General features: G+C 61.2%; 23 protein-coding genes. 7 read left to right on the plus strand and 16 right to left on the minus strand.

All coding sequences use genetic code 11. The features are described 5' to 3' along the window. Positions 1-94: 94 nt before the first annotated feature. Entirely contained in the window at positions 95-478 is a 384-nt protein-coding gene (locus E3Z29_RS06025; protein WP_134785370.1) for a hypothetical protein, read from the minus strand. A 149-nt stretch (positions 479-627) separates the two neighbouring features. On the opposite strand from E3Z29_RS06025, the gene E3Z29_RS06030 reads away from it, so the two are divergent. Together E3Z29_RS06030 and E3Z29_RS06035 are read left to right on the plus strand one after the other, a co-directional pair. Beyond that, entirely contained in the window at positions 628-825 is a 198-nt protein-coding gene (locus E3Z29_RS06030) for a heavy-metal-associated domain-containing protein (protein ID WP_095138221.1), read from the plus strand. Positions 826-1,062: 237 nt separating this feature from the next. Next, on the plus strand, positions 1,063-2,265 hold the full coding sequence (locus E3Z29_RS06035) for a multidrug effflux MFS transporter (protein WP_134785371.1): 1,203 nt from the start codon (positions 1,063-1,065) through the stop codon (positions 2,263-2,265). A gap of 5 nt (positions 2,266-2,270) precedes the next feature. On the opposite strand, the gene E3Z29_RS29345 is transcribed toward E3Z29_RS06035, so the two are convergent. The 3 genes from E3Z29_RS29345 to E3Z29_RS06045 form a co-directional block, all read right to left on the minus strand. Beyond that, positions 2,271-2,444: a hypothetical protein gene (locus E3Z29_RS29345; protein ID WP_166496092.1), complete on the minus strand. Its 174-nt coding sequence runs from the start codon at positions 2,442-2,444 to the stop codon at positions 2,271-2,273. 153 nt (positions 2,445-2,597) lie between these two features. Then, positions 2,598-3,611, minus strand: coding sequence for a zinc-binding alcohol dehydrogenase family protein (locus E3Z29_RS06040; protein WP_134785372.1), 1,014 nt, complete (start codon positions 3,609-3,611; stop codon positions 2,598-2,600). Between the two features lie 32 nt (positions 3,612-3,643). Continuing rightward, a complete protein-coding gene (locus E3Z29_RS06045; protein WP_134785373.1) occupies positions 3,644-3,937 on the minus strand; it encodes a putative quinol monooxygenase in 294 nt (97 codons plus the stop codon). Positions 3,938-4,055: 118 nt separating this feature from the next. On the opposite strand from E3Z29_RS06045, the gene E3Z29_RS06050 reads away from it, so the two are divergent. The 3 genes from E3Z29_RS06050 to E3Z29_RS06060 all read left to right on the plus strand — a co-directional run bounded on the left by E3Z29_RS06050 (position 4,056) and on the right by E3Z29_RS06060 (position 7,541). Then, complete coding sequence (locus E3Z29_RS06050; RefSeq protein ID WP_134785374.1) at positions 4,056-4,985, plus strand: LysR family transcriptional regulator; 930 nt, start codon at positions 4,056-4,058, stop codon at positions 4,983-4,985. 315 nt (positions 4,986-5,300) lie between these two features. Further along, entirely contained in the window at positions 5,301-6,032 is a 732-nt protein-coding gene (locus E3Z29_RS06055) for a helix-turn-helix transcriptional regulator (RefSeq protein ID WP_097089938.1), read from the plus strand. Positions 6,033-6,158: 126 nt separating this feature from the next. Further along, positions 6,159-7,541 carry an MFS transporter gene (locus tag E3Z29_RS06060; protein WP_134785375.1) on the plus strand — a complete coding sequence of 461 codons (1,383 nt, stop codon included), beginning with the start codon at positions 6,159-6,161 and terminating at the stop codon, positions 7,539-7,541. A 118-nt stretch (positions 7,542-7,659) separates the two neighbouring features. On the opposite strand, the gene E3Z29_RS06070 is transcribed toward E3Z29_RS06060, so the two are convergent. The 3 genes from E3Z29_RS06070 to E3Z29_RS06085 all read right to left on the minus strand — a co-directional run bounded on the left by E3Z29_RS06070 (position 7,660) and on the right by E3Z29_RS06085 (position 10,879). Further along, entirely contained in the window at positions 7,660-8,613 is a 954-nt protein-coding gene (locus E3Z29_RS06070; RefSeq protein WP_003221371.1) for an adenosine deaminase, read from the minus strand. 82 nt (positions 8,614-8,695) lie between these two features. After that, a complete protein-coding gene (locus E3Z29_RS06075; protein ID WP_134785376.1) occupies positions 8,696-9,661 on the minus strand; it encodes a 2-oxoglutarate and iron-dependent oxygenase domain-containing protein in 966 nt (321 codons plus the stop codon). 144 nt (positions 9,662-9,805) lie between these two features. Further along, positions 9,806-10,879, minus strand: coding sequence for a BMP family ABC transporter substrate-binding protein (locus tag E3Z29_RS06085; RefSeq protein ID WP_134785377.1), 1,074 nt, complete (start codon positions 10,877-10,879; stop codon positions 9,806-9,808). Between the two features lie 287 nt (positions 10,880-11,166). Here E3Z29_RS06085 and E3Z29_RS06090 point away from each other — a divergent pair, with 287 nt between their 5' ends. Beyond that, positions 11,167-12,258, plus strand: a complete 1,092-nt coding sequence (locus E3Z29_RS06090) for a calcium:proton antiporter (protein WP_098967080.1) — start codon at positions 11,167-11,169, stop codon at positions 12,256-12,258. Between the two features lie 124 nt (positions 12,259-12,382). On the opposite strand, the gene E3Z29_RS06095 is transcribed toward E3Z29_RS06090, so the two are convergent. The 9 genes from E3Z29_RS06095 to E3Z29_RS06140 all read right to left on the minus strand — a co-directional run bounded on the left by E3Z29_RS06095 (position 12,383) and on the right by E3Z29_RS06140 (position 22,895). Next, positions 12,383-13,741 carry an 8-oxoguanine deaminase gene (locus E3Z29_RS06095; RefSeq protein ID WP_027613641.1) on the minus strand — a complete coding sequence of 453 codons (1,359 nt, stop codon included), beginning with the start codon at positions 13,739-13,741 and terminating at the stop codon, positions 12,383-12,385. A gap of 259 nt (positions 13,742-14,000) precedes the next feature. Further along, on the minus strand, positions 14,001-14,687 hold the full coding sequence (locus E3Z29_RS06100; RefSeq protein ID WP_095138233.1) for an SDR family oxidoreductase: 687 nt from the start codon (positions 14,685-14,687) through the stop codon (positions 14,001-14,003). A 248-nt stretch (positions 14,688-14,935) separates the two neighbouring features. After that, the gene (locus E3Z29_RS06110; RefSeq protein ID WP_003221385.1) at positions 14,936-15,862 is read right to left on the minus strand and encodes an ABC transporter permease; all 927 of its coding nucleotides are present in this window, start codon (positions 15,860-15,862) and stop codon (positions 14,936-14,938) included. Further along, positions 15,862-16,968 carry an ABC transporter permease gene (locus E3Z29_RS06115; RefSeq protein ID WP_103484556.1) on the minus strand — a complete coding sequence of 369 codons (1,107 nt, stop codon included), beginning with the start codon at positions 16,966-16,968 and terminating at the stop codon, positions 15,862-15,864. The genes E3Z29_RS06110 and E3Z29_RS06115 overlap by 1 nt, the downstream gene beginning before the upstream one ends. A gap of 14 nt (positions 16,969-16,982) precedes the next feature. Beyond that, positions 16,983-18,530, minus strand: a complete 1,548-nt coding sequence (locus E3Z29_RS06120) for an ABC transporter ATP-binding protein (RefSeq protein ID WP_134785378.1) — start codon at positions 18,528-18,530, stop codon at positions 16,983-16,985. A 606-nt stretch (positions 18,531-19,136) separates the two neighbouring features. Continuing rightward, positions 19,137-19,718: a YigZ family protein gene (locus E3Z29_RS06125; RefSeq protein WP_134785379.1), complete on the minus strand. Its 582-nt coding sequence runs from the start codon at positions 19,716-19,718 to the stop codon at positions 19,137-19,139. 7 nt (positions 19,719-19,725) lie between these two features. Next, complete coding sequence (locus E3Z29_RS06130) at positions 19,726-20,376, minus strand: TetR/AcrR family transcriptional regulator (protein WP_134785380.1); 651 nt, start codon at positions 20,374-20,376, stop codon at positions 19,726-19,728. A gap of 87 nt (positions 20,377-20,463) precedes the next feature. Then, a complete protein-coding gene (locus tag E3Z29_RS06135; RefSeq protein ID WP_096794858.1) occupies positions 20,464-21,852 on the minus strand; it encodes a uracil-xanthine permease family protein in 1,389 nt (462 codons plus the stop codon). Between the two features lie 122 nt (positions 21,853-21,974). Next, entirely contained in the window at positions 21,975-22,895 is a 921-nt protein-coding gene (locus E3Z29_RS06140) for a LysR family transcriptional regulator (protein ID WP_007968115.1), read from the minus strand. A gap of 138 nt (positions 22,896-23,033) precedes the next feature. Here E3Z29_RS06140 and E3Z29_RS06145 point away from each other — a divergent pair, with 138 nt between their 5' ends. After that, entirely contained in the window at positions 23,034-24,383 is a 1,350-nt protein-coding gene (locus E3Z29_RS06145; protein WP_134785381.1) for an aspartate aminotransferase family protein, read from the plus strand. The last annotated feature ends 47 nt before the right edge of the window (positions 24,384-24,430 follow it).

Here is a 24,430-nt window from a genome sequence, read left to right on the forward strand (position 1 = left end):
GGGCTTGCTCGCGAAGGCGGAGTGTCAGTCAACATCATCGCTGAATGACACACTGCTTTCGCGAGCAAGCCCGCTCCCACATTTGGAGTTTCGCTTAGTATTCGAGGGCGGCAGGTCGCAGGTACAAGCCTTTGGCATTTGCCGCGATCCGGTACTTGAGCACATCGCCGGCCTTGAGCGAGATCTCCTGCGCGGGCGGCGCGAGCATGCCTGCCTGGCAACCCGGCGCCTGGCCAGGCAATTGCTTCAGACGAATGGAAAGCGTGCCGTGGGGCAGGTTGAAGGAAGTAGTCTCTTCCTGCAGCAGGCGCCCAGCGAGTTGATCATTGACGTACACGCCAATCTCGCAGGGAGTCGGCACTTCCAGGCGCTCGCGCGAGATGATCAGAACGGCGTAGTCCTCACCGGTCGCGTTGGCCTGGGGCAGGGCGGCGAACAGGCTGAGCAAGCCAAACAGGCTGAAAGCTGACCAGCGCATGGCTGAATCTCCTGAATTTGAGTCATTGATGCACGCAGCTTGGCTGAGCGCGACGCCGATTGCCAGCCCGGCAGGTTTCTGCAGAACTTGACCTTGCCATGGTGGCAAGCTCGACACTGCCGGCAACCTCACTCAAAGGAGTCAAATCCATGCAAGTGTTCAACGTTCAAGGCATGTCCTGCGGCCACTGTGTCAAAGCCATCACCAGCGCGGTGCAAGCGAAGGATCCGGCGGCCAGCGTGCGGGTCGATCTGGCCGCGAAAGAAGTCGGCGTCGAGAGTTCGCTCAGCCCCGAGCAGGTGATCGAGGTGATCAGCGAAGAGGGCTACCGGGTAAAACTCGCCTGATAACGATAAATCCCCTGTGGCGAGGGGGCTTGCTCCCGCCGGGTCGCGAAGCGGCCATTTTTTCCAATTGAAAAACACTGGGCCTGCTGCGCAGTCCAGCGGGAGCAAGCTCCCTCGCCACAGGTTTCAGATGTAGGTCATCTGATTTCTAATAGTTAGCGAGCTATCGGAATGTTCAAGGTGTCTCAGCGCGGCTAGACTGTCGGGCTGCTGACTCCTATCCCACCTGGATGCCTGATGAACTTCCGTACCATTCTGATTCTCGGTGCCTTGAGCGCCTTCGGTCCGCTGGCGATCGACTTTTATTTGCCGGCGTTCCCGTCGATGGCGCTGGCCTTTGGCACCGATGAAAAGCACGTCCAGCTGACCCTGGCAGCCTATTTCGCCGGTCTGTCGATCGGGCAGTTGTTGTATGGCCCGGTGGCCGACCGGTTTGGGCGGCGCCTGCCGCTGCTGGTTGGTGTCGGGCTGTTTACCCTGGCCTCGCTGGCCTGCGCCTACGCGCCGAATCTGGAATGGCTGATCGGCGCGCGCTTCGTTCAGGCGCTGGGCGGCTGCGCGGGGATGGTGATTTCACGAGCGGTGGTCAGCGACAAGTGTGATGCGGTCGGTTCGGCGAAAGTCTTTTCGCAACTGATGCTGGTGATGGGCCTGGCGCCGATTCTCGCGCCGTTGCTCGGCGGTTTGTTGGTCAACACCACGGGCTGGCAGTCGATCTTCCTCGTACTGACGGGCTTCAGCGCACTGGCCGGCCTGGCTGTGGCGTTGGGGCTGCCGGAAAGTCTGCCGGCCCATGTGCCGCGCCAGCCATTGTCCGGTGCGTTGCGCCAATACGGCCGGTTGTTCGGCGACCGGGTATTTCTCGGCCACGCCCTGACCGGCGGTATCGCGGTTGCCGGGATGTTTTCCTACATCGCCGGATCACCGTTCGTCTTCATCAAACTCTACGGCGTACCGGCCGAGCATTTCGGCTGGCTGTTCGGCGCCAATGCGGCGGGTTTCATTCTGGTGGCCCAGGTCAATGCGCGGCTGTTGGCCAAGCGCGGTCCGGCGTTCCTGCTGGCGCGGGCGGTGTGGGTGTATCTGTTGGCCGGGGTTTCTTTGCTCGCGGTCAGCTCGCTGCACACCCAGGCATTGTGGCCGCTGTTGATTCCGTTGTTCGTGTGTATCGCCAGCCTCGGCTGCATCCTGCCCAACGCAGCGGCGTGTGCAATGAACGGCCAAGGTGCGCGTGCCGGTAGTGCGTCGGCACTGATGGGCTGCCTGCAGTTCAGCGTGGCGTCCGGCGCGGCTTCGCTGGTGGGCGTTCTGCACGATGGCAGCGCCATGCCGATGGCCATGGTCATCAGTCTGTGCGGGTTGCTGGTGGTCAGCGTCGCGATGTACACCCGGCATTTGCAGAATGCCCGGGCACTGGCGCAAGCACAGGCCGAAGCCTGATTGCCTTAGCCGACGGCGCGTTGCTGTCCGGGGTCGGGAATCCGATGGGGCGCGTGCAGGCGCGCTTCGAGGGTACGGGTGAAGGCGAGCGCCTCGGCTTCACTGCGAAAGGTCACGGCGTGCTGGTCCAGACGAACCTGCCATTGGGACTTTGCCACTTCTTTTATCAGGATCTTCATTACTGACCTCCCTTGTGTAAAAGATGCATCGCAGAGGCTTCGAGTGTAGACCTGAATACGATCGGATTTGTGACAACGAGCGAGCATCTGACTGACGGCAAACAACAGCGCCAGCCCTTGAAAGGACTGGCGCCGATGACGTCGTTCGGGTTTTCAGAAACTTTCTAAAACAATTTTGCCCTTGGCCTTGCCGCTTTCCAGCAGCTCATGCGCCCGTCGCAGGTTCGCCGCGTTGATCGTGCCGAAATGCTCGCCGACGGTGGTCTTCAACGTCCCCGCATCAATCAGCTCGGCCACGCGGTTGAGCAGTTTGTGTTGCTCGATCATGTCCGGGGTTTCGAACAGCGAGCGGGTGTACATGAACTCCCAGTGCAGCGACAGGCTCTTGCGCTTGAGCTTGCTCACGTCCAGCGACTTCGGATCGTCGATCAGCGCGAGTTTGCCTTGCGGCGCCAGCGCCTCGACCAGTTGCTCCAGGTGCTGATCGGTCTGGGTCAGGCTGGCGACGTGGGTCACCTGATCAATGCCGGCGCGTTGCAGTTCTTCGCTCAACGGCTGGCTGTGGTCGATCACCAGGTCGGCGCCCAGCTCGGTCACCCAGTCGCGAGTCTGTGCACGGGACGCGGTGCCGATGACCTTGAGCCCGGTCAACTGCCTGGCCAGTTGGGTGAGAATCGAACCAACGCCGCCGGCGGCACCGACGATCAGCAGACTCTGCCCTTCATCCGCTTTGCCCTCACGAATCTGCAGGCGTTCGAACAGCAGTTCCCACGCGGTGATCGCGGTCAGCGGCAGCGCGGCGGCTTCGGCAAAACCGAGGGATTTGGGCATGTGGCCAACAATGCGCTCATCAACCACGTGCAGTTCGCTGTTGCCACCGGCACGGGCGATGGAGCCGGCGTAGAACACTTTGTCGCCGGCCTTGAACAGCGTCACGTCACTGCCGACAGCCTTGACCACGCCAGCGACGTCCCAGCCCAGCACTTTTGCCGCGCCGTTTTCCGGCGCCGCGTTCTGCCGCACCTTGGTGTCGACCGGGTTGACCGAGATGGCTCTGACTTCCACCAGCAGGTCGCGCGGGCCGGCGACCGGCTCCGGCAGTTCGATGTCTTGCAGGGATTTTTCGTCGCTGATCGGCAGGGAGGCGTAATAGGCAATGGCTTTCATGACTTGCTCCGTAACGGTAATAGAAGAAGGGCTCAGGCGATGGCGCCCAGACGTTTCAATTGGAAGTGATCGATGCAGTGGCCGGCGGCGGCCTGGAAGTTCTGAAAATGCGCGCTGGCGTTGTGCGCCGAAAGGATTTCCTCGCTGGCCCAGTGTTCGATCACATAAAAGGTCAGCGGATCGGCGAGGTCGCGATGCAGGTCGTACTGGCTGCAGCCTTCCTCGGCGCGGCTCGGCTCAACCAGTGCGCGCAGGGCGTTTTCGAGGGTGTCCTGCTGGCCGGGTTTGGCGATCAGGGTGGCGATGGCGGTGAATGCTTGGGACATGTTTGGCTCCAGTCGCGGGATAAATTCGCTTGAACCCATCATTGGCTATTTCTCGGCGCGATAAAACCGGCTAAAAGAGCAGTCTCTTTCAATATTTTTTTGATAATCGAGGCTGAGAATGCTGCGTTTCGACGATTTGCAGTTGTTCGTTCGCGCGGCGGATCTGGGCAGTCTGTCGGCAGCGGCGCGGGTGATGGACATGTCCGCGGCAGTGGCCAGCGCCGCGCTCAAACGCATCGAACAGCAACTAGGCGTGCGTTTGCTGGCGCGCTCGACCCGCAGCCTGCGTCTGACCGCCGAGGGCGAAGGCTTCCTCGAATACGCGCGGGCCGCGTTGAGTTCGCTTGACGAAGGCCGGCGATTTCTCTCCAGCGCGCAGGATCAGGTCAGCGGCATCCTGCAGTTGTCGGCGCCTTCGGATTTCGGGCGCAACCTGTTGTTGCCATGGCTCGACGAGTTTCAGCGCGAGCATCCGAAGCTGACCGTGCGCCTGCTGCTCGGTGACCGGATCGCCGACCTGTTCCGCCAGCCGGTGGACATCGCCCTGCGTTATGGCGAACCCGAGGATTCGAGCCTGGTGGCCCTGCCCATCGCTCCGGACAATCGCCGCGTGCTCTGCGCATCGCCGGCGTACCTGGCGCGCCACGGCGAACCGCGTCAGCTCGAACAACTGGCGCAGCACAATTGCCTGCTGTACATGCTCGGCAGCCGCGTGCACGACCATTGGAGTTTTCATGACGGCAAACGTGAAGTCGGCCTGACGGTCAGTGGCGATCGCTTCAGTGATGACGCCGACGTCGTCCGGTTGTGGGCGGTGGCGGGGGCGGGCATCGCCTACAAATCGTGGCTCGATGTCGGCGGGGATGTGCTCGCCGGGCGCCTCAAAGTGTTGCTGCCAGAGCTGCTCTGTGAGCGTGCTCCGCTGAATCTGTTGTGCGCCCATCGCGCACAATTGAGTAAGCCGGTGAACCTTTTGAGGGAAATGCTCGCCAGCCGATGCGCCGAATTGAGTAGTCAATTTCCCCATTTCCCGAAAGTTGATCATTAGTCGCAGGCAATTAGCGAAATTTCACTCAGGAACTATCACCATTCGTGTCAGCCACGGCGCAGGAAGCAGCGTGCATCCCGCTTATACTAGCGACCGCCTCAAACCTGCACCGATAACCGGTCAGGACTGAATCCGGCCGGTTTTTCAGAGCCGGGCGAGCGCTGCACAAACGCCGCGGACACTCCATTGACGGGTGCCGCAGCACCGGCCTGGCTTGCTCCGGTTCATGGCGTTTTACCCGTCTTGGCCGATGACCCATTACTGGTCAAGATGTCTTCGAGCAGTAGACGATACGATTCAACAGGGAGTGAATACATGGAACATGCACCTTGCATCAGCCAGATCGCCACGCTGCTGGCCGACCCCAAGCGCAGTGCGATGATGTGGGCGTTGATGGATGGCTCGGCACGCCAGACCGAAGAGCTGGCGCTGCTGGCAGGGTTGTCGCCATCTTCGGCCAGTGCGCATCTGGGGCGTTTGTCCGCCGGGGGCCTGTTGAAAGTCGAGGTCCGTGGGCGCAAGCGCTTTTTCCGTCTGGCAGCCCCGGAGATCGCGGCGGCCATCGAAGCGCTGGCCAGTGCCACGATCGCCAGCGCACCGCGGGAAATTCCTCACGTATTCAAACGCTCGGCACCGAGCGCCAATCCCCGGACTGCGCCGTCTTCACTGCTGCGTGCGCGCTTTTGCGATGATCATTTGGGTGGCACGCTGGCCGCCGATCTGTATCAGCGTCTGCTCGATGCCGGCTGGCTCGAACAGATCGAGCAGCGGGTCGTGGTGACCCTCAAAGGCTCGACGCAACTGGCCAACCGCGGTGTGTTCATCCAGGCCCTCGCTCATCGCAAGGCTCAGGTGGCGTGCGCCTGTCCGGACTGGAGTGAACGTCGCCCGCACCTGGGCGGTTCACTCGGCGCGGCGGTGCTGCAACTGTTCATGCAGTCCGGCTGGCTGGTGCTGCCCAAGGACTCCCGAGCCTTGCAAGTGACCCCGGCCGGGCAGCGGGAAATCCAGCGGTTCGCCAAGGAAACCGAGCTGGAATTGGCGTAATAGAGCGTTCGCCGGCCGACACTTCGACGCTGGCGTCGCCTGTGACTGCGAACAGGTCGTATCCAGAAAAAGCGCTGAGGCGTTATCGCGCACACTCGATCCGCACACATTGCGGAGGGGATGGGCATGGATACGCGAGACTTCAGCGCGGCAGAACGCCTGGAACGGCTGCCGCTCAGCGGTTATCACCGGGTTATTTTCATCATCATTGCCCTGGCGTTCTTTTTCGACTCCATGGACTTGGCCATGATGACGTTCCTGCTCGGCTCGATCAAAACCGAGTTCGGCTTGAGCAGTGCACAAGCCGGCCTGCTCGCCAGTTCGAGTTTTTTCGGCATGGTGCTGGGGGCGTCGTTATCGGGGATGCTCGCCGATCGTTTCGGGCGTAAACCGGTGTTTCAGTGGAGCATCGTGTTGTGGGGCGTGGCCAGTTATCTGTGTTCGACCGCGCAAACGGTCGAGAGCCTGACGCTGTTCCGGATCCTGCTGGGGATCGGCATGGGCATGGAGTTTCCGATTGCACAGTCGATGCTTTCGGAGTTGATCCCGGCGCAACGGCGCGGGCGTTACATTGCATTGATGGACGGTTTCTGGCCGCTGGGTTTCGTCGCCGCCGGGGTGCTGTCGTACTTTCTGCTGCCGCTGATTGGCTGGCGCGATATCTTCCTGGTGTTGGCGGTGCCGGCGGTGTTTGTGCTGGCGATCCGTTTCTTTATCCCCGAATCACCGCGCTGGCTGGAGCAAGCCGGACGCCATGAGGCGGCGGACAAGGTCCTGAGCGCAATAGAGGCGCGCGTGCGCACGTCGCTCGGGGGGGCGACGCTGCCGGAGCCGGTGCGCCTGCCAAGAACAGTGACGCCGCCGGGCAACTTCTTCTCGGCGCTCAAGCAGATCTGGTCGCCGCAATATCGCCAGCGCACCACGATGATCTGGAGCCTGTGGTTTTTCGCTTTGCTCGGTTTCTACGGGCTGACATCGTGGCTCAGTGCGTTGTTGCAACAGTCGGGTTTCGCCGTGACCCAGTCGGTGTATTACACCGTGCTGATATCGCTGGGCGGGATTCCCGGGTTTCTGATGGCGGCGTGGCTGGTGGAACGCTGGGGGCGCAAACCGGTGTGCATCGTGACGTTGCTCGGCGGCGGAGTGATGGCGTTTCTCTACGGGCAGAGTGCGGTGTTCGGCGGCAACGTCGCGTTGCTGATCAGCTCGGGGCTGCTGATGCAGTTTTTCCTGTTCGGCATGTGGGCGGTGCTCTACACCTATACGCCGGAGTTGTACCCGACTTCGGCGCGGGCCACAGGCTCGGGCTTTGCCTCGGCGATTGGCCGTGTCGGCTCGTTGCTCGGGCCGCTGGTGACCGGGCTGGTGTTCCCGATTACCGGGCAGGGCGGGGTGTTTGCGCTGGGCGCGCTGTGCTTTGCGATTGCGGCGGGGGTGGTATGGCTGTTCGGGATGGAGACGCGGGGCAAGACGCTGGAAGAGCTGACTGAAGCAGAGATCGCTGGCTGAACACAGCACCCTGTGGGAGCGGGCTTGCTCGCGAAGGCGGTGTGTCATTCAACCAATATGTCGACTGACACACCGCTTTCGCGAGCAAGCCCGCTCCCAGAGGGGATTTGCTTTGTACTTACGGTTTTACCAGACGCGCATCCAGGCTGTTCTGCGCCAGGCGCTTGGCCTGATCCTGGGTCATGCCCAGGTGTTCATGCAGCGCATGGAAGTTCTCGGTGACGTAGCCGCCGAAATACGCCGGGTCATCGGAGTTGACGGTGACCTTCACCCCACGCTCTAGCATGTCGAGGATGTTGTGCTGCGACATGTGATCGAACACGCAGAGCTTGGTGTTCGACAGCGGGCACACTGTCAGCGGGATCTGCTCGTCGATGATCCGCTGCATCAGGCGCTCGTCTTCGATGGCGCGTACGCCATGGTCGATACGCTGGATCTTCAGCAGGTCGATGGCTTCCCAGATGTACTCCGGCGGGCCTTCTTCACCGGCGTGGGCGACGGTCAGGAAACCCTCGTGGCGGGCGCGGTCGAACACACGCTGGAACTTGCTTGGCGGGTGACCCATCTCGGAGCTGTCGAGACCGACGGCGACAAACGCATCACGGAACGGCAGCGCCTGATCGAGGGTTTTCTGTGCTTCGTCTTCGCTCAGGTGGCGCAGGAAGCTCAGGATCAAACCGCTGGTGATGCCCAGTTGCTGCTCGCCATCCTTGAGTGCCGCGGCGATGCCGTTGAGCACCACTTCGAACGGGATGCCCCGGTCGGTGTGGGTCTGCGGGTCGAAGAACGGTTCGGTGTGAATCACGTTCTGCGCTTTGCAGCGCAGCAGGTAGGCCCAGGTCAGGTCGTAGAAGTCCTGCGAGGTGCGCAGCACGTCGGCGCCCTGGTAATACAGGTCGAGAAATTCCTGCAGGTTGTTGAAGGCGTAGGCCTTGCGCAGGGTTTCGACATCGCTCCACGGCAGGGCGATCTTGTTGCGTTCGGCCAGGGCGAACAGCAACTCAGGCTCCAGCGAGCCCTCCAGATGCAGGTGCAGTTCGGCCTTGGGCAGGGCGTTGAGCCAATCGTACATATTCTTTTCTCATCAGGTGCAGATGGCGGCCATTCTACAGATGCGCGCCGAAACAATTGGCAAAACCTGACCAAGCGATCCATCACACCGCTTGCGGCTCGCGCCGATAGGCGTAGGTATCGGCGAAGCGCGACAGCAGGAATCCGGCGCAGGTGGTGGTCGGATATTTCGCCGGATGCTGTGCGTCCTGGCAACCGGGCAGGCATTCGATACGGGTGTCCGGGTGCGGCTCGGCGAAGAACGGCATCGAATAGCGCTCCACCCCCAGCGGGCTGATCACCCGATGCGGCGTCGAGCGATAACGGTCGTTGCTCCAGCGCGCCATCATGTCGCCGAGGTTGACCACGAAGGTGCCGTCAATCGGTGGCGCGTCGATCCATTCACCGTTGATGTTCTTCACTTGCAGGCCGCCGGCGCTGTCCTGGTAGAGCAGGGTGATGCAGCCGTAATCGGTGTGCGCTCCGGCGCCTTGCTGTTCGGCGCTGCTGGCGGTGTGGCGTGGTGGGTAGTGGATCATCCGCAGTACGCTGACCGGCTCAACGAAGCGCGAATCGAAGAAGTCGCGTTCGATCCCCAGCGCAATCGTCATCGCCCCCAGCAGGGTTTGCGCGAGGGCCTGCATGTCGAGGTAATGCTGCTCCATCAGCGCCTCCCAGCCTGCTTGTGCCGGATGACGATTCGGCCCGCGCAGCGGTTTTTCCGCGAGCACGTCGGGATGATCCGCCGGCAAGTGCAGGCCCATGTCGAAGGTTTCCTTGAGGTCGCTGGGTTTGTCCGGGTCGAGCTGTTCGGTGGCGATAGCGCCATAGCCGCGATGGTGGCGGGTCTGGGTGATGTCGATCCTGAGTTTTTCTTCGGTCGGTTGCGCAAAAAAACGCTGGGCGTGGTCGAGCAGCGAGTCGATGCGCTGTGCGGAAATCGGGTGGCCCTTGATGTAGAAAAAGCCCCATTCGCGGCAGGCCTGGTCGATCTGTGCGGCGACGGCGGGCCAGGCGTTTTGGTCGTCGTTATAGAGCGGGCTGATGTCGATGATCGGGAGCTGATCCATACACAATCCTTGAGAACACTGAAGATCCAAATGTGGGAGCGGGCTTGCTCGCGAAGGGGCCGTGTCAGTCGATACATGCGTTGGCTGATACACCGCTTTCGCGAGCAAGCCCGCTCCCACAGGGGAATGGTGGTGGGGCCGGAATTACTTCGGCATCTCGGCCTTCATCCCTTCCACGTAATAGTTCATCGACGCCAATTCGGCATTGGTTGCGCTCACCCCAGCAGGGATTTTCTCTACGCCGGCCTGATCCTTGATCGGCCCGGTGAACGGTTGCAGCGTACCGCTCTTGATGTCGGCAATGATCTGCTCGGCCTCGGCTTTCACCGGCGCCGGTACCAGGTCGCTGATCGGCAGTTCAACCGTGCCTTCCTTCAACCCGCCCCAGTAATCCTGGGATTTCCAGCTGTGGTTGATCACGCTTTGCGTGGCTTGAATGTAGTGCGGCGCCCAGTCGTTGACGATCGAGGTCAGCACCGCTTTCGGGCCGAAGTGCGCCATGTCCGAGGCGTAACCCACGGCGTACACGCCACGCCGTTCGGCGGCCTGGATCGGCGCCGGGCTGTCGGTGTGCTGGAACACCACGTCCACGCCCTGATCGATCAGCGCGTTGGCGGCGTCGGCTTCCTTGCCCGGGTCAAACCACGAGTTGACCCACACCACTTTGATCTCGGTGCCGGGGTTGTACTTGTTCAGCGCCAGCTGGATGGCGTTGATATCGCGGATCACTTCCGGAATCGGGAACGAGGCGACGTAACCGACTTTCTTGCTCTTGGTCATCTTCGCCGCGAGGAAGCCGCCGACGTAACGACCCTCGTAGGTGCGCGCGAGATAGGTGCCGAGGTTCTTGTCCTGCTTGTAGCCGGTGGCGTGTTCGAAGGTGACCTTGGGAAACTGTTTGGCGACTTTCAGCGTCGGGTTCATGTAGCCGAACGAGGTGGTGAAGATCAGGTCGTAGTTGTCCTTGGCCATGTTGCGGATCACCCGCTCGGCGTCGGCGCCCTCGGCCACGTTCTCGACGTAATTGGTGGTGATCTGCGCGCCGAACTTCTCCGCCAGCGCCTTGCGCCCCTGCTCATGCTGATACGTCCAGCCGTGATCGCCGATCGGGCCGATGTAGACGAAACCGACCTTCAGCGGATCGGCAGCGCTGGCGCTCAGACTGATCCCCAGACCGATGGCGGCGCACAGCAGTTTATGCAGCGGACGTATTTGCATGAATTGGAGCTCCATTTTGTTGTGTGTGGTCAGGGGCAATGCAAATTGCTGACCAACAGGACAACAAACAATCCGAAACCGAGGCGCGGCCTTCGCGAGCAAGCCCGCTCCCACATTGGAATGCGATTCCCTGTGGGAGCGGGCTTGCTCGCGAAGAGGCCGGCAGGAACGATAAAAGTGCATGCCTGAAACCCGCTGCAATCGGTTGGTGCGCTAAGGTGTAACGAAACGTTAGCGTCGCGCCGCAGTCAGTAGCTCATTCGAATCTCTCGGCAAAAAGGCCCGCCATGCTCACGATCCTCAAGCAAGAAAGCTTTCTGCTGCTGGCGGTGATTGCCGCGTGCATCGCCTATCCGCTGGAACACTGGATGCTCCACAGCGGCCAGATCGTCGCGCTGGTCTGCGGTCTGGTGCTGATCGCCTTCATCGTCGCCGCGTCGATGCGCGTTGCCCATCATGCCGAACTGCTCGCGGAAAAAGTCGGCGACCCCTACGGCACGATGATCCTGACCCTCGCTGCGGTGCTGGTGGAAGTGGTGATCCTGGCGATCATGATGAGCAACGAGGCGTCCGCCACGCTGGTGCGGGACACGATCTATTCGGCGGTGATGCTCGACATCAACGGCATCCTCGGCCTCGCCGCGTTGATGGGCGGGCTCAAGCACGGCGAGCAGTCGTACAACGATGATTCGGCACGCAGCTACAGCGTGATGATCCTCACCGCCATGGGCGTATCGATGGTGGTGCCGGAGTTTATTCCGGCGGCCAACTGGAAGATTTATTCAGCGTTCACCATCGGTGCGATGGTGGTGCTTTACGCGCTGTTCCTGCGCATGCAGGTCGGGCCGCACAGTTATTTTTTCAGCTACAGCTATCCGGACAAACGCCGCAAGAAAGAGCCGGTGGAAGATGAACCGAAACCGCTGAGCCTGACCTGGTCGATCGGCATTCTGGTGTTCGGCGTGGTGGTGATCGGCGCACTGGCCGAAGTGATGTCCAAGACCCTCGATCTGGGCCTGGAAGGTACCGGTGCACCGCCGGTGATCACGGCGATTCTGGTGGCGGCGATTTCCGCGGCGCCGGAGATTCTGACGGCGTTGCGTGCCGCGTTGGCCAACCGCATGCAGTCGGTGGTGAACATTGCGATGGGCGCGTCACTGTCGACGGTGATCCTGACGGTGCCGGTGATGGAAGCGATGGCGCTGTACACCGGTCAGCCGTTTCAGATGGCGATGACCCCGGTGCAGACGGTGATGATCTTCATCACGCTGATTGTCAGTGCGATCAACCTGAATGACGGCGAGACCAATGCCATCGAAGGCATGACTCACTTTGTGCTGTTTGCGACGTTTATCATGCTCTCCCTGCTGGGCCTTTAAGGACATACACAAATCCAAATGTGGGAGCGGGCTTGCTCGCGAAAGCGGTGTGTCAGGCAGGCTAAATCTGAATGACACACCGCTTTCGCGAGCAAGCCCGCTCCCACAGGGTTTAGTGTTGGGATCAGGTACCGGCGATCAACTGGCGAGCCGCCTGGCTGTGATCGGCGATCAGACCCTTCAGATCCAGCCCTTCAACCTGGCCGTCCACCACGCGCCACTTGCCGCCAATCATCACCCGATCCGCACGATCGGCACCGCACAACAGCAGCGCCGAAATCGGATCATGGCTGCCCGAGAAACGCAGCTCATCGAGCTTGAACAACGCCAGATCCGCCTGCTTGCCCACCGCCAGCTCGCCAATGTCGGTACGCCCCAACAGGCTCGCCGAGCCTTTGGTTGCCCAGCCGAGCACGCGTTCCGGGGTGATCTTCTCCGCGCCGTAACGCAGGCGCTGGATGTACAACGCCTGACGCGCTTCTAGAATCATGTTCGACGCGTCGTTCGAGGCCGAACCATCCACGCCGAGACCGAACAGCGCACCGGCATCGGTCAGATCGATGCTCGGGCAGATGCCGGAGGCCAGACGCATGTTCGAACTCGGGCAATGGCAGATACCGGTGCCGGCCTGGCCGAGGCGAGCGATTTCATCCGGGTTGAAGTGGATGCCATGGGCCAGCCAGGTGCGCGGGCCGAGCCAGCCGACGCTGTCCAGATAATCCACGGTGCGCAGGCCGAAACGTTGCAGGCAGAAATCCTCTTCGTCGAGGGTTTCCGCCAAGTGCGTGTGCAGGCGCACGTCGAGTTTATTCGCCAGTTCGGCGCTGGCCGACATGATTTCCGGGGTCACCGAAAAGGGCGAGCAAGGCGCCAGAGCGATCTGGATCTGCGCACCATCGCCGCGCTCGTGGTACTCGTGAATCAGGCGCTGGCTGTCGTCGAGAATCACCTGACCTTCCTGCACGGTCTGTTGCGGCGGCAGGCCGCCGTCCTTCTCGCCGAGGCTCATCGAGCCGCGAGTGAGCATGGCGCGCATGCCCAGTTCACGCACGGTGTCGACTTGCACGTCGATGGCGTTTTCCAGACCGTCCGGGAACAGGTAATGGTGGTCGGCGGCGGTGGTGCAACCTGACAGCAGCAGTTCAGCCAAAGCCACTTTCGTCGCGAGGGCGAGTTTTTCCGGGGTCAGCCGTGCCCACACCGGGTACAGGGTTTTCAGCCACGGGAACAGCGGCTGATTGACCACCGGCGCCCAGGCGCGAGTCAGGGTTTGATAGAAGTGATGGTGGGTGTTGATCAGGCCCGGCAGGATCACATGCTCGCGGGCATCGAACACTTCGTTGCACGGCGCGGACGGTTGCTGACCGGCTGCCAGCACTTCGACGATCACGCCGTCTTGCAGCACCAGACCGCCACGGGCATCGAGCGCGTTGGCCGTGAAAATGGCGAGGGGATTTTTTAACCAGGTACGGGTCGCAGGCATTGTGGCCGGCTCCTCTGAAAGTTGGGTTCAGGGTTGCCAGCTCAGTGTTGCCCTGTCTGCTGATCCAGGGTCGCCGCGATGGACGAGGTGCGGAGTTTCAAACAAATCGCCGGATCGGGCAAGCCCAACCCGACAGGACACCGCCATCCCCTTGTAGGAGTGAGCCTGCTCGCGATAGCGGTCTTTCATTCAATATCATCGGTGACGGACACACTGCGATCGCGAGCAGGCTCACTCCTACAGGGAAGATCTGTGGTGTTTACCAGGGAATGGTTTCACCCTTGTAGTTGATGAAGTGATGCCCGCCCTTGCCGGTGTACGCATTCACCTGATCAATCAGCCCACGGGTGCTGGTCTCTACATCCAGGTCAGCCCCTTCGCCGCCCATGTCCGTCTTCACCCAGCCCGGATGCAGCGACAGCACGGTGAGTTTCTGTTCGCCCAACTGGGTGACAAAACTGTTGGTCATCGAATTCAGCGCGGCCTTGCTCGCCTTGTACAGCGCCAGCTCCGGGGCGTCGGGTACGGTGACGCTGCCCAGGCCGGAACTCATGAACGCCAGCACGCCGCTGCCGTCGCGGATCTGCCCGACGAAGCGTTGCGCCAGGTTGATTGGCGCCACGGCGTTGGTGAAAAACAGTTGCCCGACTTCGGCCAGTGTCGCGCCGCCCGGGGTTTGCACTTCAGGGCCTTTGACCCCGGCGTTGACGAACAGCAGGTCGAAGGTCTCGCCCTTGAGCTGCTGGCTCAGGGCAATCACCGCTTGCTGGTCGTCCATGTCGAGTTTCTCGATCCGCACCTTGCCCAGCGCTTGCAGCGCCTCGGCCTTTTGCGGATTGCGCACGGTGGCGGTCACTTGCCAGCCATCGGCCAGCAGGGTTTTCACCAACCCGAGGCCCAAGCCACGGGAGGCGCCGATGATCAGTGCGTTTTTTGCCTGGGACATGACTCGGTTCCTTGAAGATTACGGTTCACGGATTCAATGGACACGCCTGACCCAGCCGTAGTTGCAGTACTCGTCGCAACACATCGAGCCGGGTCTCAAAAGAGCTGTTGATCCCGAAGCATACTCCAGGCTCTAGCGTGGTTGCTTCTCGAATTCGCAGGCCGCTCAGCGGTGTTCGCAAATCATGTACACAACATGGACACTGTGGGAGCTGGCTTGCCATCGATGAGGCCCGTGGCATCACCACCCTAATGCCCGGCCTGCCACGGCTGCCCCAACGACACCGGCGCATACAACCGGGTACGAACGGCATCCCGTGACAACAGCACCAACACCACAATCGTCGCCACATACGGCAGCATCGCCAGCAGACTCGACGGAATCGCCAGCCCCAAGCCCTGCGCCACCAGATGCAGGATGCTGGCGAGGCCAAACAGATAAGCCCCGAGCAACAAGCGCCACACCCGCCAACTGGCAAACACCACCAGCGCCAGGGCAATCCAGCCGCGTCCGGCGGTCATGTTTTCGGCCCACATCGGCGTGTAAGCCAGGGACAGATAGGCTCCGGCCAGGCCGGCCATCGCCCCGCCGAACAGCACCGCCAGCGTGCGCACGGTCAGCACCGGCAGGCCCATCGCACTGGCCGCGTCCGGGTTCTCACCAACGGCCTGAATGATCAGCCCGACACGGCTTTTGATGATCACCCAAGCCACCAGCGCAAACAGCGCGAACGACAGGTACACCAGCAAGTCCTGAGCAAACAGCATGCGCCCGATCAGCGGAATCTCACTCAAGTACGGAATCGCCAACGGCTCGAATCCGGCCAACGGCTTGCCGACCCACGCCGCGCCGACAAAGGTCGACAGGCCCACACCGAAGATCGTCAGCGCCAGCCCGGTCGCCACCTGATTGGCGTTGAACACCAGCGCCACCAGGGCAAACAGCGAAGACAAGAGCATCCCCGCGAGCATCGCCAGCAACACGCCGAGCCACAGGTTGCCGCTGTTGAGGGCGACGATAAAACCGATCACCGCGCCAAACAGCATCATTCCTTCCTGGCCGAGATTGAGCACGCCGCTCTTCTCGCAGATCAACTCACCCAGCGCCACCAACAACAGCGGCGTGCCGCAGCGCACCATGGCGTAGAAAATATTGCTCAGCAGATCGATATCCATCACAGCGCTCCGGCGGTTACGGCGGTGGTCGACGTGCGCCGTGCCCAGCGCAGTTTCAGGCGTGGCCGATAGAGAATCAGCACGTCGCAGGCCAGCAGGAAAAACAGCATCATTCCCTGGAATAGTTGGGTGATCGCTTGCGGCAGATTCAGGGTCATCTGCGCGCTCTCGCCGCCGATGTACAGCAGCGCCATCAACAGGCTTGAGAACAGAATCCCGATCGGGTTCAACCGTCCGAGAAACGCCACGGTGATTGCTGCATAGCCATAGCCCGGCGAGACTTGCGGCACCAATTGCCCGATCGGCCCGGTCACTTCGCAAACCCCGGCCAGCCCGGCCAAACCACCGCTGATCAACAGCGCGAGCCAGATCAGACGTTTTTCGCGAAAGCCGACGAACCCCGCCGCACGTTTATCCAGACCGAGCACTTTGATCTGGAAACCGACAAAGCTTTTCTGCAACAACACCCACACCGCAACCAGTGCGAGCAAAGCGAAATACACCCCGGCGTGCACCCGGCCATCCTCCATCAGCAGCGGCAGGCGACTGGCGTCGCCGAACATCGCCGACTCGGGAAAGTTGTAGCCGGCCGGATCCTTCAGCGGCCCGTGCACGCAGAACAGCAACAGGTTCAGCGCGATGTAATTGAGCATGATGCTGGTGAGGATTTCGTTGGCGTTGAAGCGCGTGCGCAGCCATGCCGTCAGCCCGGCCCAGGCGGCCCCGGCGAAGGTGCCGGTAAGCAGGATCAGCACCAGTGCCCAACGGCTTTGCAGGTCGATGATGTTCACCGCCAAGGCGCTGCCAGCGAGTGCGCCGAGGAGCAATTGACCTTCGGCGCCGATGTTCCAGATCCGCGCTTGATAAGCCACCGCCAGACCGAGTGCGCAAAGCAGAATCGGCAGCGCCTTGACCAGCAGTTCGGAGACGCCATACAGATCGCTGACCGGTGCGATCAACAACGTGTGCAAGGTTTGCAGCGGGTCATGTCCCAGAGCGATGAACAACAGCGAGCCGCAGCCGAGTGTCAGCAGTGCTGCCAGCAACGGCGAGCACCACAACATCAGGCGCGATTGCTGGCCACGGGGTTCGAGGGAAAGCAGCATGTTGGGAAACTCCGTCAGGCCGTGGCCGATGAATGCGTGGGGTTGATGTGCCCGGCCATCCAGCCACCGACATCGCTCAGCAGGGTGTCGGTGGTGTTCTGCAGCGGCGACAGACGCCCGGCGCACAGGGCGCCGAGGCGGTCGCTGATCTGGAACAGTTCGTCGAGGTCTTCGGAGATCACCAGGATCGCCGCGCCGGCATCGCGCAGGGCAATCAGCGCGCGGTGAATGGTCGCCGCTGCGCCAACGTCCACGCCCCAGGTCGGGTGCGCGGCGATCAGCAGTTTCGGTTGCTGGAGGATTTCCCGGCCGAGAATGAATTTCTGCAGATTGCCGCCGGACAGGCTGCGCGCGGCCGCGTGAGTGCCCGCGGTTTTCACCCCGAAGCGCTGAATGATCTGTTGGGCGAGGGCTTCGACTTTACTGCGCTCGATCAAACCGTTGCGCACCAGCCCCTGTTGAAAGGCCGTGAGCAAGGCGTTGTCGGCAAGGCTCAGTTCCGGCACCGCGCCGTGGCCCAGGCGTTCTGCCGGGACGAACGCCAGACCGAGTTGGCGCCGCGCATCCGGGCGCAAATCGGCGACCGCTTGCCCGGCGAAACAAATGGTTGTCGCGCTGTCGCGGGGCAGGGTTTGTTCACCGCTGAGCAGCGCCAGCAACTCATCCTGTCCATTGCCCGCGACCCCGGCGATACCGACGATTTCGCCGCCGCGCACTTGCAGGTTGATGTCGCTCAACGAGCAGCCGAAGGGATCGGGGTTGTGCCAGCTCAAGCCGTTGACCTGTAGAAAGTCCGCGCCGCCACTGACCTTCGGATATTCGCCGATCAACGCCGCCGCTTCGCCGACCATCATCTGCGCCAATTGCTGATCCGAGCATTCGGCCGGCCGGCAATGCCCGGCGACCCGCCCGCCGCGCAAAACCGTGGCGCTATGGCACAGGGCGCGCACTTCCGCGAGCTTGTGGCTGATAAACAGAATGCTGCAGCCCTCGGCGGCGAGGCGGCGCAGGGTGATGAACAGTTCGTCGGCCTCTTGTGGCGTCAGCACCGACGTCGGTTCGTCGAGAATCAGGAGGCGGATGTCCTGCATCAGGCAGCGAATGATCTCCACCCGTTGTCGCTCGCCAATCGACAGGCTGTGGACAAGTCGCTCCGGCTCCAGCGCCATGCCGTAGCGGCGCGACACTTCGCGAATCTTCGGCTCCAGTTGTTTCGGCGTACCGGCTTTGGCGCCCATGGCCAGAGCGATGTTCTGCGCGACGCTGAGGGTTTCGAACAGCGAGAAATGCTGAAACACCATGCCGATCCCCAACTGCCGGGCCTGCGCCGGGTTGCGGATATTCACCCGCTGGCCCTGCCAGAGCATTTCGCCGATATCGGCCTGGGTGACGCCATAGATGATCTTCATCAGCGTGCTTTTACCCGCGCCGTTCTCACCGAGCAGTGCGTGGATTTCTCCCGGCGCGATGCTCAGGTCGATGGCGTCATTGGCCAGGCAACCGGGGTAGCGTTTGCTGATCTGGCGCAGTTGCAGGCGCGGCGTTGAATCTGGGCTTGGCATGACAGGCTCGACTGACTTGGAGTTGTGCCTGTGGATAAAGCAATTTCCTGGCCATTGAGTCAGGAACGCCCGCCGTCACTGTTGCCGCGTGCCGGCGGCAGAGCGTCGCGCTGAAAAACGCAGGAGGAGCGGGCACCAATTCAGCGCAAAGCTGTTGATCCGGCTCCACTTTTGCACCGTGACGAACTGGTTAAAAAACGAGCAGCCGGGTCGAAGCTATACAGAACCTGCTACTGCGCCAGCCATGAACGGCTTATCCACAGGTTGTTCCACAGTATTTGTGCGCAATTGGAAATCCTTGGCATAAGCGCTGGGATGCTATCTCCCAATGGTGATAAACAGCGCTAACTATCTGTTTTTAAGTGGGATTTATCTTTTTTCATGCGCAGTGGACGAAAAGTGAGCAAATCGCGCAAAGCCACGTGACAGAAGGGTTACAGCCATATGTGCTCAGGTTATCCACAGTCGGGTGCACAGCAGATGTGGGCAAGTTGCTGGAATAACGGAATTCGTCGATGCCCTAAAAGATCGCAGCCTTCGGCGGCTCTTACTGGGAAACACTAAGTTCTGTGCAGGAGCTGCCGAAGGCTGTGATCTTTTGCTCTTCTAACGCTGCAGCACAATCCGCCCACGGCTGAGATCCGCCAGTTGTGTTTGCAACAACTCGATCTGCGCCTCACCCACTGCCAACTGCAACTCAACACCATTGGCAGTGAAGTTTTCTTCGACGACCAACCCACCCAGGTCCGCCACCCGCAGCTTCACCAACGCCAACTCGGCAAAGCCGCAGGCACAACTGAGCGGCACACGGCTGATCAACTCGACTTTTGCCGCCGTTTGCAGGCACTTGTTCGCGCCGCCGCCATAGGCTCGGGCCAAACCGCCGGTACCCAATTGAATGCCGCCATACCAGCGGATCACCAGCACCGCGACCTGATCGCAATCCTGCGCTTCGATGGCCGCCAGAATCGGCCGTCCGGCGGTGCCGCCGGGTTCGCCGTCGTCGTTGCTGCGGTATTGCGCACCGAGTTTCCATGCCCAGCAGTTGTGCGAGGCATTCAAGTCGCTGTGTTGTTCGAAGAATGCCTGCGCGTCGGCGGGGCTGGCGATCGGCGCGGCGAAGGTGATGAAGCGGCTTTTGCGAATCTCTTCGCGGTACTCGCAAAAACCGCTGAGGGTGAAAGGCATAAACGTCTTAAATAGTCGGGGTGAGGCCGCAGCCTTTGAGAATGATGCGGATCAGGTTGTTGCCGGCGTCTTCCATGTCCTGCTTGGTCAGCTTGCTGCGACCGCTGACGCGGCAGATCTGCGTGGCGAAGTCGGCGTAATGCTGGGTGCTGCCCCACAGCAGGAAAATCAGGTGCACCGGATCCACCGGGTCCATCTTGCCCGCATCGATCCACGCCTGGAACACGGCCGCGCGGCCCTGGAACCAGGCGCGGTAATCCTGGTTGAAATACTCGGTCAGGCATTCGCCACCGCTGATCACTTCCATCGCAAAGATCCGCGAAGCCTGCGGTTGGCGGCGGGAGAATTCCATCTTGGTGCGAATGTAGCGGGTCAGCGCTTCGGCCGGATCATCCTCGGCGGTCAGCGTGTTGAAGGTGCTGTCCCACAGCTCGATGATGTTGCTCAGCACCGCCACGTACAACCCAAGCTTGTTGGTGAAGTAGTAATGCAGGTTCGCCTTGGGCAACCCGGCATTCTGCGCAATGGTGTTCATGCTGGTGCCTTTGTAACCGTGACGGGCGAACTCGTCTTCGGCGGCTTTGAGGATGGTCTCTTCGTTCTTCTGACGAATGCGGCTGGCGGGTTTGCCGCCGTGAGCAGGGACTTCAAAGGTCATAGGCACTTCCGGTTTGTCTGTGGGTGCAACCAGTTGCGTTGATAACGCACCCACAGGCATCCGACAAGTCCTGATGCAATAAAACCGTTACGCCTGTTCGATCTTGTTCAGCGCTGCGGCGGATTCGACGCGGGTGGTTTTCGCCTCCGGCAGCAACAGGCACAGGATGATCGCGGTCAGGCCACCGCTGGTGATCGCCGAATCGAACAGGTTTTGCACCAGTTTCGGCAACAGGTGCAGCAGGTTCGGTTGCGCGGCAATGCCCAGGCCGACGCCGAGCGAGGTGGCGATGATCAGCATGCTGCGTCGGTCCAGCGGCGACTGCGCGAGGATCCGCACCCCGGCCGCTGCCACGCTGCCGAACATCACCAACGTGGCGCCGCCAAGCACCGGTTTGGGGATCTGCTGCAGCACCGCGCCGATCATGGGGAACAGCCCGAGACAAAACAGGATCGCGCCGATGTATAAACCGACGTAGCGGCTGGCGACGCCGGTCAACTGGATTACGCCGTTGTTCTGCGCAAACGTGGTGTTGGGGAAGGCGCTGAAGGTGGCGGCGATCATGCAGCTGACGCCGTCACCGAGCACGCCGCCGCGCAGTCGGCTTATATAAGAGGGGCCGCTGATCGGCTGGCGGGCGAGCATGCAGTTGGCCGTGAGGTCGCCGACGGTTTCGATGGTGCTGATCAGATAAATCAGCGCGACGGGCAGGAAAGCTGTCCAGTCAAAGCTGAATCCGAACTTGAAGGGTGCAGGAAGACTGACCAGCGGCAAGTCAGGCAATGCCTGCGGAACCAGTTTCCCGCTGAACCACGCGGCCAGACTGCCGAGCAGCAGTCCGACAATAATTGCCGACAGCCGCACCCACGGCGTGTTCGAGCGGTTGAGCAGGATGATCGTCAGCAACACGAACACCCCCAGCGCCAGATTGCCCGGCGCGCCGAAGTCCGGCGCATTGAATCCACCGCCCAGATCGGTGATGCCGACCTTGATCAGACTGATGCCGATCAGAGTGATGACGATCCCGGTCACCAGCGGCGTGACGACCCGGCGTAATTGACCGATGAAACGGCTGAGGACTATCTGCACCACGGCACCGAAAAAACATACGCCGAAGATCATCGCCAGAATGTCTTCCGGGCTGCCGCCACGCTGCTTGACCAGAAACCCGGCCGACAGCACCGCGCCGAGGAAGGCAAAACTGGTGCCCTGCAAACAGATCATCCCGGCGCCGATGCCGAACGGCCGCCGCGCTTGAATAAAGGTGCCGACCCCGGACACCATCAGCGCCATGCTGATCAGGTACGGCAAGTGTGCGGTCAGGCCGAGGGCCGAGCCGATCACCAGCGGTGGGGTGATGATGCCGACGAAACTGGCGAGCACGTGTTGCAGGGCGGCGAGGATTGCGGCGGGTGGTTTTGGGCGGTCGTCGAGGCCGTAGATCAGGTCGCTGGACGGTTCAGAATCTGGCTGCATGGCTTAAGGCTTCTTGTTGAAGGATCGGGGTTGATCCTGCTTTGCAAAAAGCTGTCCACTTGCTCAGGTTATTCAGTGATTTTGTGGTTGAAAACCTGATCTGTCGGGCCTTGCAGGATTTTTCAACGCGTCGCCGCCAGACTCTCCAGAAAACTTTCCAGCACCAAATGAGGGCGCCGCCCCTTGCGCGTGACCGATGCCAGACTCAAATCATAAAAACGTGTCGTCGATTTCAGCGCACGCAAGCGACCTTGCTGCACCCACAGGCTGGCGTAATGATCCGGCAGATAACCGATATAACGCCCGGTCAAAATCAGAAACGCCATGCCCTCACGGTCGGACGCACTGGCGGTGCAATTGAGCGCCTGGTAATGCGCCTGAATCTCCGCCGGCAAACGAAAGGTCGGGGCAATCGCATCCTGGCTATTAAGGCGCTCGTCATCCAGCTGCTTGTCATCCACATAAAACAGCGGATGACCCACCGCGCAATAAAGCAGTGAGCGTTCGCTGTACAACGGCTGATATTCCAGCCCCGACAGTGCGCTGGCCTGCGGCACCACGCCGACATGCAGGCGACCGTCGAGCACGCCTTGTTCGACCTCGTTGGGAGCGATCATGCGAATCTGGATCTGCACGTCCGGCCCGCGTTCCTTCAACTGTGCGAGGGCATGGGTGATGCGCATGTGGGGCAGGGTGACGAGGTTGTCGGTCAGGCCAATGATCAGTTCGCCACGCAGGTGCTGGTGCAGGCCATTGACCTCGGTGCGGAAACTTTCCAGCGCACTTAACAGTTGCAGCGCTGACTGATAAACCTCGCGGCCCTCTTCGGTCAGCGAGAACCCGGCGCGGCCACGCTGGCACAAACGCAGGCCGAGGCGCTGTTCGAGATCGCTCATCTGCTGGCTGATCGCCGAGCGCCCGATGCCGAGCACGGTTTCCGCCGCCGAGAAGCCGCCGCACTCCACCACGCTGCGGAAAATCCGCAGCAGGCGAATATCAAAATCACTGACCTGGGCCAGCGGATCGGGGCGACGACTGCTCATGCTGTTGTTCTCATTGTTTAGCAGTGTTCTAACTGAAGGTTAGAAAAGTTGGATTTCACCGACTTTATCCGCGTGGCAATTTAGCTGCAACAACGCTTTTTATCTCCCTGATGCTTATGCCCTGCGAGGTTTTGCCCGATGAACATGCCTGAAAACGCGCCGTCGCCACTGGCCAGCCAACTGAAGCTGGACGCGCACTGGATGCCGTACACCGCCAACCGCAACTTCCAGCGCGATCCGCGTCTGATTGTGGGTGCCGAAGGCAGCTGGCTGTTCGATGACAAGGGCCGCAAGATCTACGATTCGCTGTCCGGTCTGTGGACCTGCGGCGCCGGGCACACCCGCAAGGAAATCCAGGAAGCGGTATCCAAACAACTGGGCACCCTCGATTACTCGCCAGGCTTCCAGTACGGCCATCCGCTGTCGTTCCAGTTGGCGGAAAAGATCACTGAGCTGACTCCGGGCAACCTGAACCACGTGTTCTTCACCGACTCCGGTTCCGAGTGCGCCGACACTGCGGTGAAGATGGTTCGTGCCTACTGGCGTCTGAAAGGTCAGTCAACCAAGACCAAAATGATCGGCCGTGCCCGTGGTTATCACGGTGTGAACATCGCCGGCACCAGCCTCGGCGGCGTCAACGGCAACCGCAAGCTGTTCGGTCAGGCGATGATGGATGTCGATCACCTGCCGCACACGCTGCTGACCAGCAACGCATTCTCCCGTGGCATGCCGGAGCAGGGCGGTATCGCTCTGGCCGATGAGCTGCTGAAGTTGATCGAACTGCACGACGCGTCGAACATCGCGGCGGTCTTCGTTGAGCCGATGGCCGGTTCCGCTGGTGTGCTGGTTCCGCCTCAGGGTTACCTGAAGCGTCTGCGCGAGATCTGTGATCAGCACAACATCCTGCTGGTATTCGACGAAGTGATTACCGGCTTCGGCCGCACCGGTTCGATGTTCGGCGCCGAAAGCTTTGGCGTGACCCCGGATCTGATGTGCATCGCCAAGCAAGTGACCAACGGCGCGATTCCGATGGGCGCGGTGATTGCCAGCTCCGAGATCTACCAGACCTTCATGAATCAGCCGACTCCGGAATACGCGGTGGAATTCCCCCACGGCTACACCTACTCGGCCCACCCGGTGGCGTGCGCCGCTGGCCTGGCGGCACTCGACCTGCTGCAAAAGGAAAACCTGGAGCAGAGCGTGGCCGAGGTTGCACCGCATTTCGAAAATGCCCTGCACGGTCTGAAAGGTTCGAAGAACGTCATCGACATCCGTAACTACGGCCTGGCCGGTGCGATCCAGATCGCGGCCCGTGACGGCGACGCCATCGTGCGTCCATTCGAAGCCGGCATGGCCCTGTGGAGAGCCGGGTTCTACGTACGCTTCGGCGGCGACACCCTGCAGTTCGGCCCAACTTTCAACAGCAAGCCGCAAGACCTCGATCGTCTGTTCGACGCGGTTGGCGAAGTGCTGAACAAGCTCGACTGATTTTTCCCTCTATATATACCTGCGAATAACAGGCGCCCCATGCGGGC

It is taken from the genome of Pseudomonas sp. S150 (assembly GCF_004526365.1).
In the GTDB taxonomy this organism is placed as follows: domain Bacteria; phylum Pseudomonadota; class Gammaproteobacteria; order Pseudomonadales; family Pseudomonadaceae; genus Aquipseudomonas; species Aquipseudomonas putida_A.

Excerpts from the sequence above, each read along its gene's own strand:
- E3Z29_RS06025 (WP_134785370.1), bottom strand. The coding sequence starts at position 478 with ATGCGCTGGTCAGCTTTCAGCCTGTTTGGCTTGCTCAGCCTGTTCGCC.
- E3Z29_RS06030 (WP_095138221.1), top strand. The coding sequence starts at position 628 with ATGCAAGTGTTCAACGTTCAAGGCATGTCCTGCGGCCACTGTGTCAAA.
- E3Z29_RS06035 (WP_134785371.1), top strand. The coding sequence starts at position 1,063 with ATGAACTTCCGTACCATTCTGATTCTCGGTGCCTTGAGCGCCTTCGGT.
- E3Z29_RS29345 (WP_166496092.1), bottom strand. The coding sequence starts at position 2,444 with ATGAAGATCCTGATAAAAGAAGTGGCAAAGTCCCAATGGCAGGTTCGT.
- E3Z29_RS06040 (WP_134785372.1), bottom strand. The coding sequence starts at position 3,611 with ATGAAAGCCATTGCCTATTACGCCTCCCTGCCGATCAGCGACGAAAAA.
- E3Z29_RS06045 (WP_134785373.1), bottom strand. The coding sequence starts at position 3,937 with ATGTCCCAAGCATTCACCGCCATCGCCACCCTGATCGCCAAACCCGGC.
- E3Z29_RS06050 (WP_134785374.1), top strand. The coding sequence starts at position 4,056 with ATGCTGCGTTTCGACGATTTGCAGTTGTTCGTTCGCGCGGCGGATCTG.
- E3Z29_RS06055 (WP_097089938.1), top strand. The coding sequence starts at position 5,301 with ATGGAACATGCACCTTGCATCAGCCAGATCGCCACGCTGCTGGCCGAC.
- E3Z29_RS06060 (WP_134785375.1), top strand. The coding sequence starts at position 6,159 with ATGGATACGCGAGACTTCAGCGCGGCAGAACGCCTGGAACGGCTGCCG.
- E3Z29_RS06070 (WP_003221371.1), bottom strand. The coding sequence starts at position 8,613 with ATGTACGATTGGCTCAACGCCCTGCCCAAGGCCGAACTGCACCTGCAT.
- E3Z29_RS06075 (WP_134785376.1), bottom strand. The coding sequence starts at position 9,661 with ATGGATCAGCTCCCGATCATCGACATCAGCCCGCTCTATAACGACGAC.
- E3Z29_RS06085 (WP_134785377.1), bottom strand. The coding sequence starts at position 10,879 with ATGCAAATACGTCCGCTGCATAAACTGCTGTGCGCCGCCATCGGTCTG.
- E3Z29_RS06090 (WP_098967080.1), top strand. The coding sequence starts at position 11,167 with ATGCTCACGATCCTCAAGCAAGAAAGCTTTCTGCTGCTGGCGGTGATT.
- E3Z29_RS06095 (WP_027613641.1), bottom strand. The coding sequence starts at position 13,741 with ATGCCTGCGACCCGTACCTGGTTAAAAAATCCCCTCGCCATTTTCACG.
- E3Z29_RS06100 (WP_095138233.1), bottom strand. The coding sequence starts at position 14,687 with ATGTCCCAGGCAAAAAACGCACTGATCATCGGCGCCTCCCGTGGCTTG.
- E3Z29_RS06110 (WP_003221385.1), bottom strand. The coding sequence starts at position 15,862 with ATGGATATCGATCTGCTGAGCAATATTTTCTACGCCATGGTGCGCTGC.
- E3Z29_RS06115 (WP_103484556.1), bottom strand. The coding sequence starts at position 16,968 with ATGCTGCTTTCCCTCGAACCCCGTGGCCAGCAATCGCGCCTGATGTTG.
- E3Z29_RS06120 (WP_134785378.1), bottom strand. The coding sequence starts at position 18,530 with ATGCCAAGCCCAGATTCAACGCCGCGCCTGCAACTGCGCCAGATCAGC.
- E3Z29_RS06125 (WP_134785379.1), bottom strand. The coding sequence starts at position 19,718 with ATGCCTTTCACCCTCAGCGGTTTTTGCGAGTACCGCGAAGAGATTCGC.
- E3Z29_RS06130 (WP_134785380.1), bottom strand. The coding sequence starts at position 20,376 with ATGACCTTTGAAGTCCCTGCTCACGGCGGCAAACCCGCCAGCCGCATT.
- E3Z29_RS06135 (WP_096794858.1), bottom strand. The coding sequence starts at position 21,852 with ATGCAGCCAGATTCTGAACCGTCCAGCGACCTGATCTACGGCCTCGAC.
- E3Z29_RS06140 (WP_007968115.1), bottom strand. The coding sequence starts at position 22,895 with ATGAGCAGTCGTCGCCCCGATCCGCTGGCCCAGGTCAGTGATTTTGAT.
- E3Z29_RS06145 (WP_134785381.1), top strand. The coding sequence starts at position 23,034 with ATGAACATGCCTGAAAACGCGCCGTCGCCACTGGCCAGCCAACTGAAG.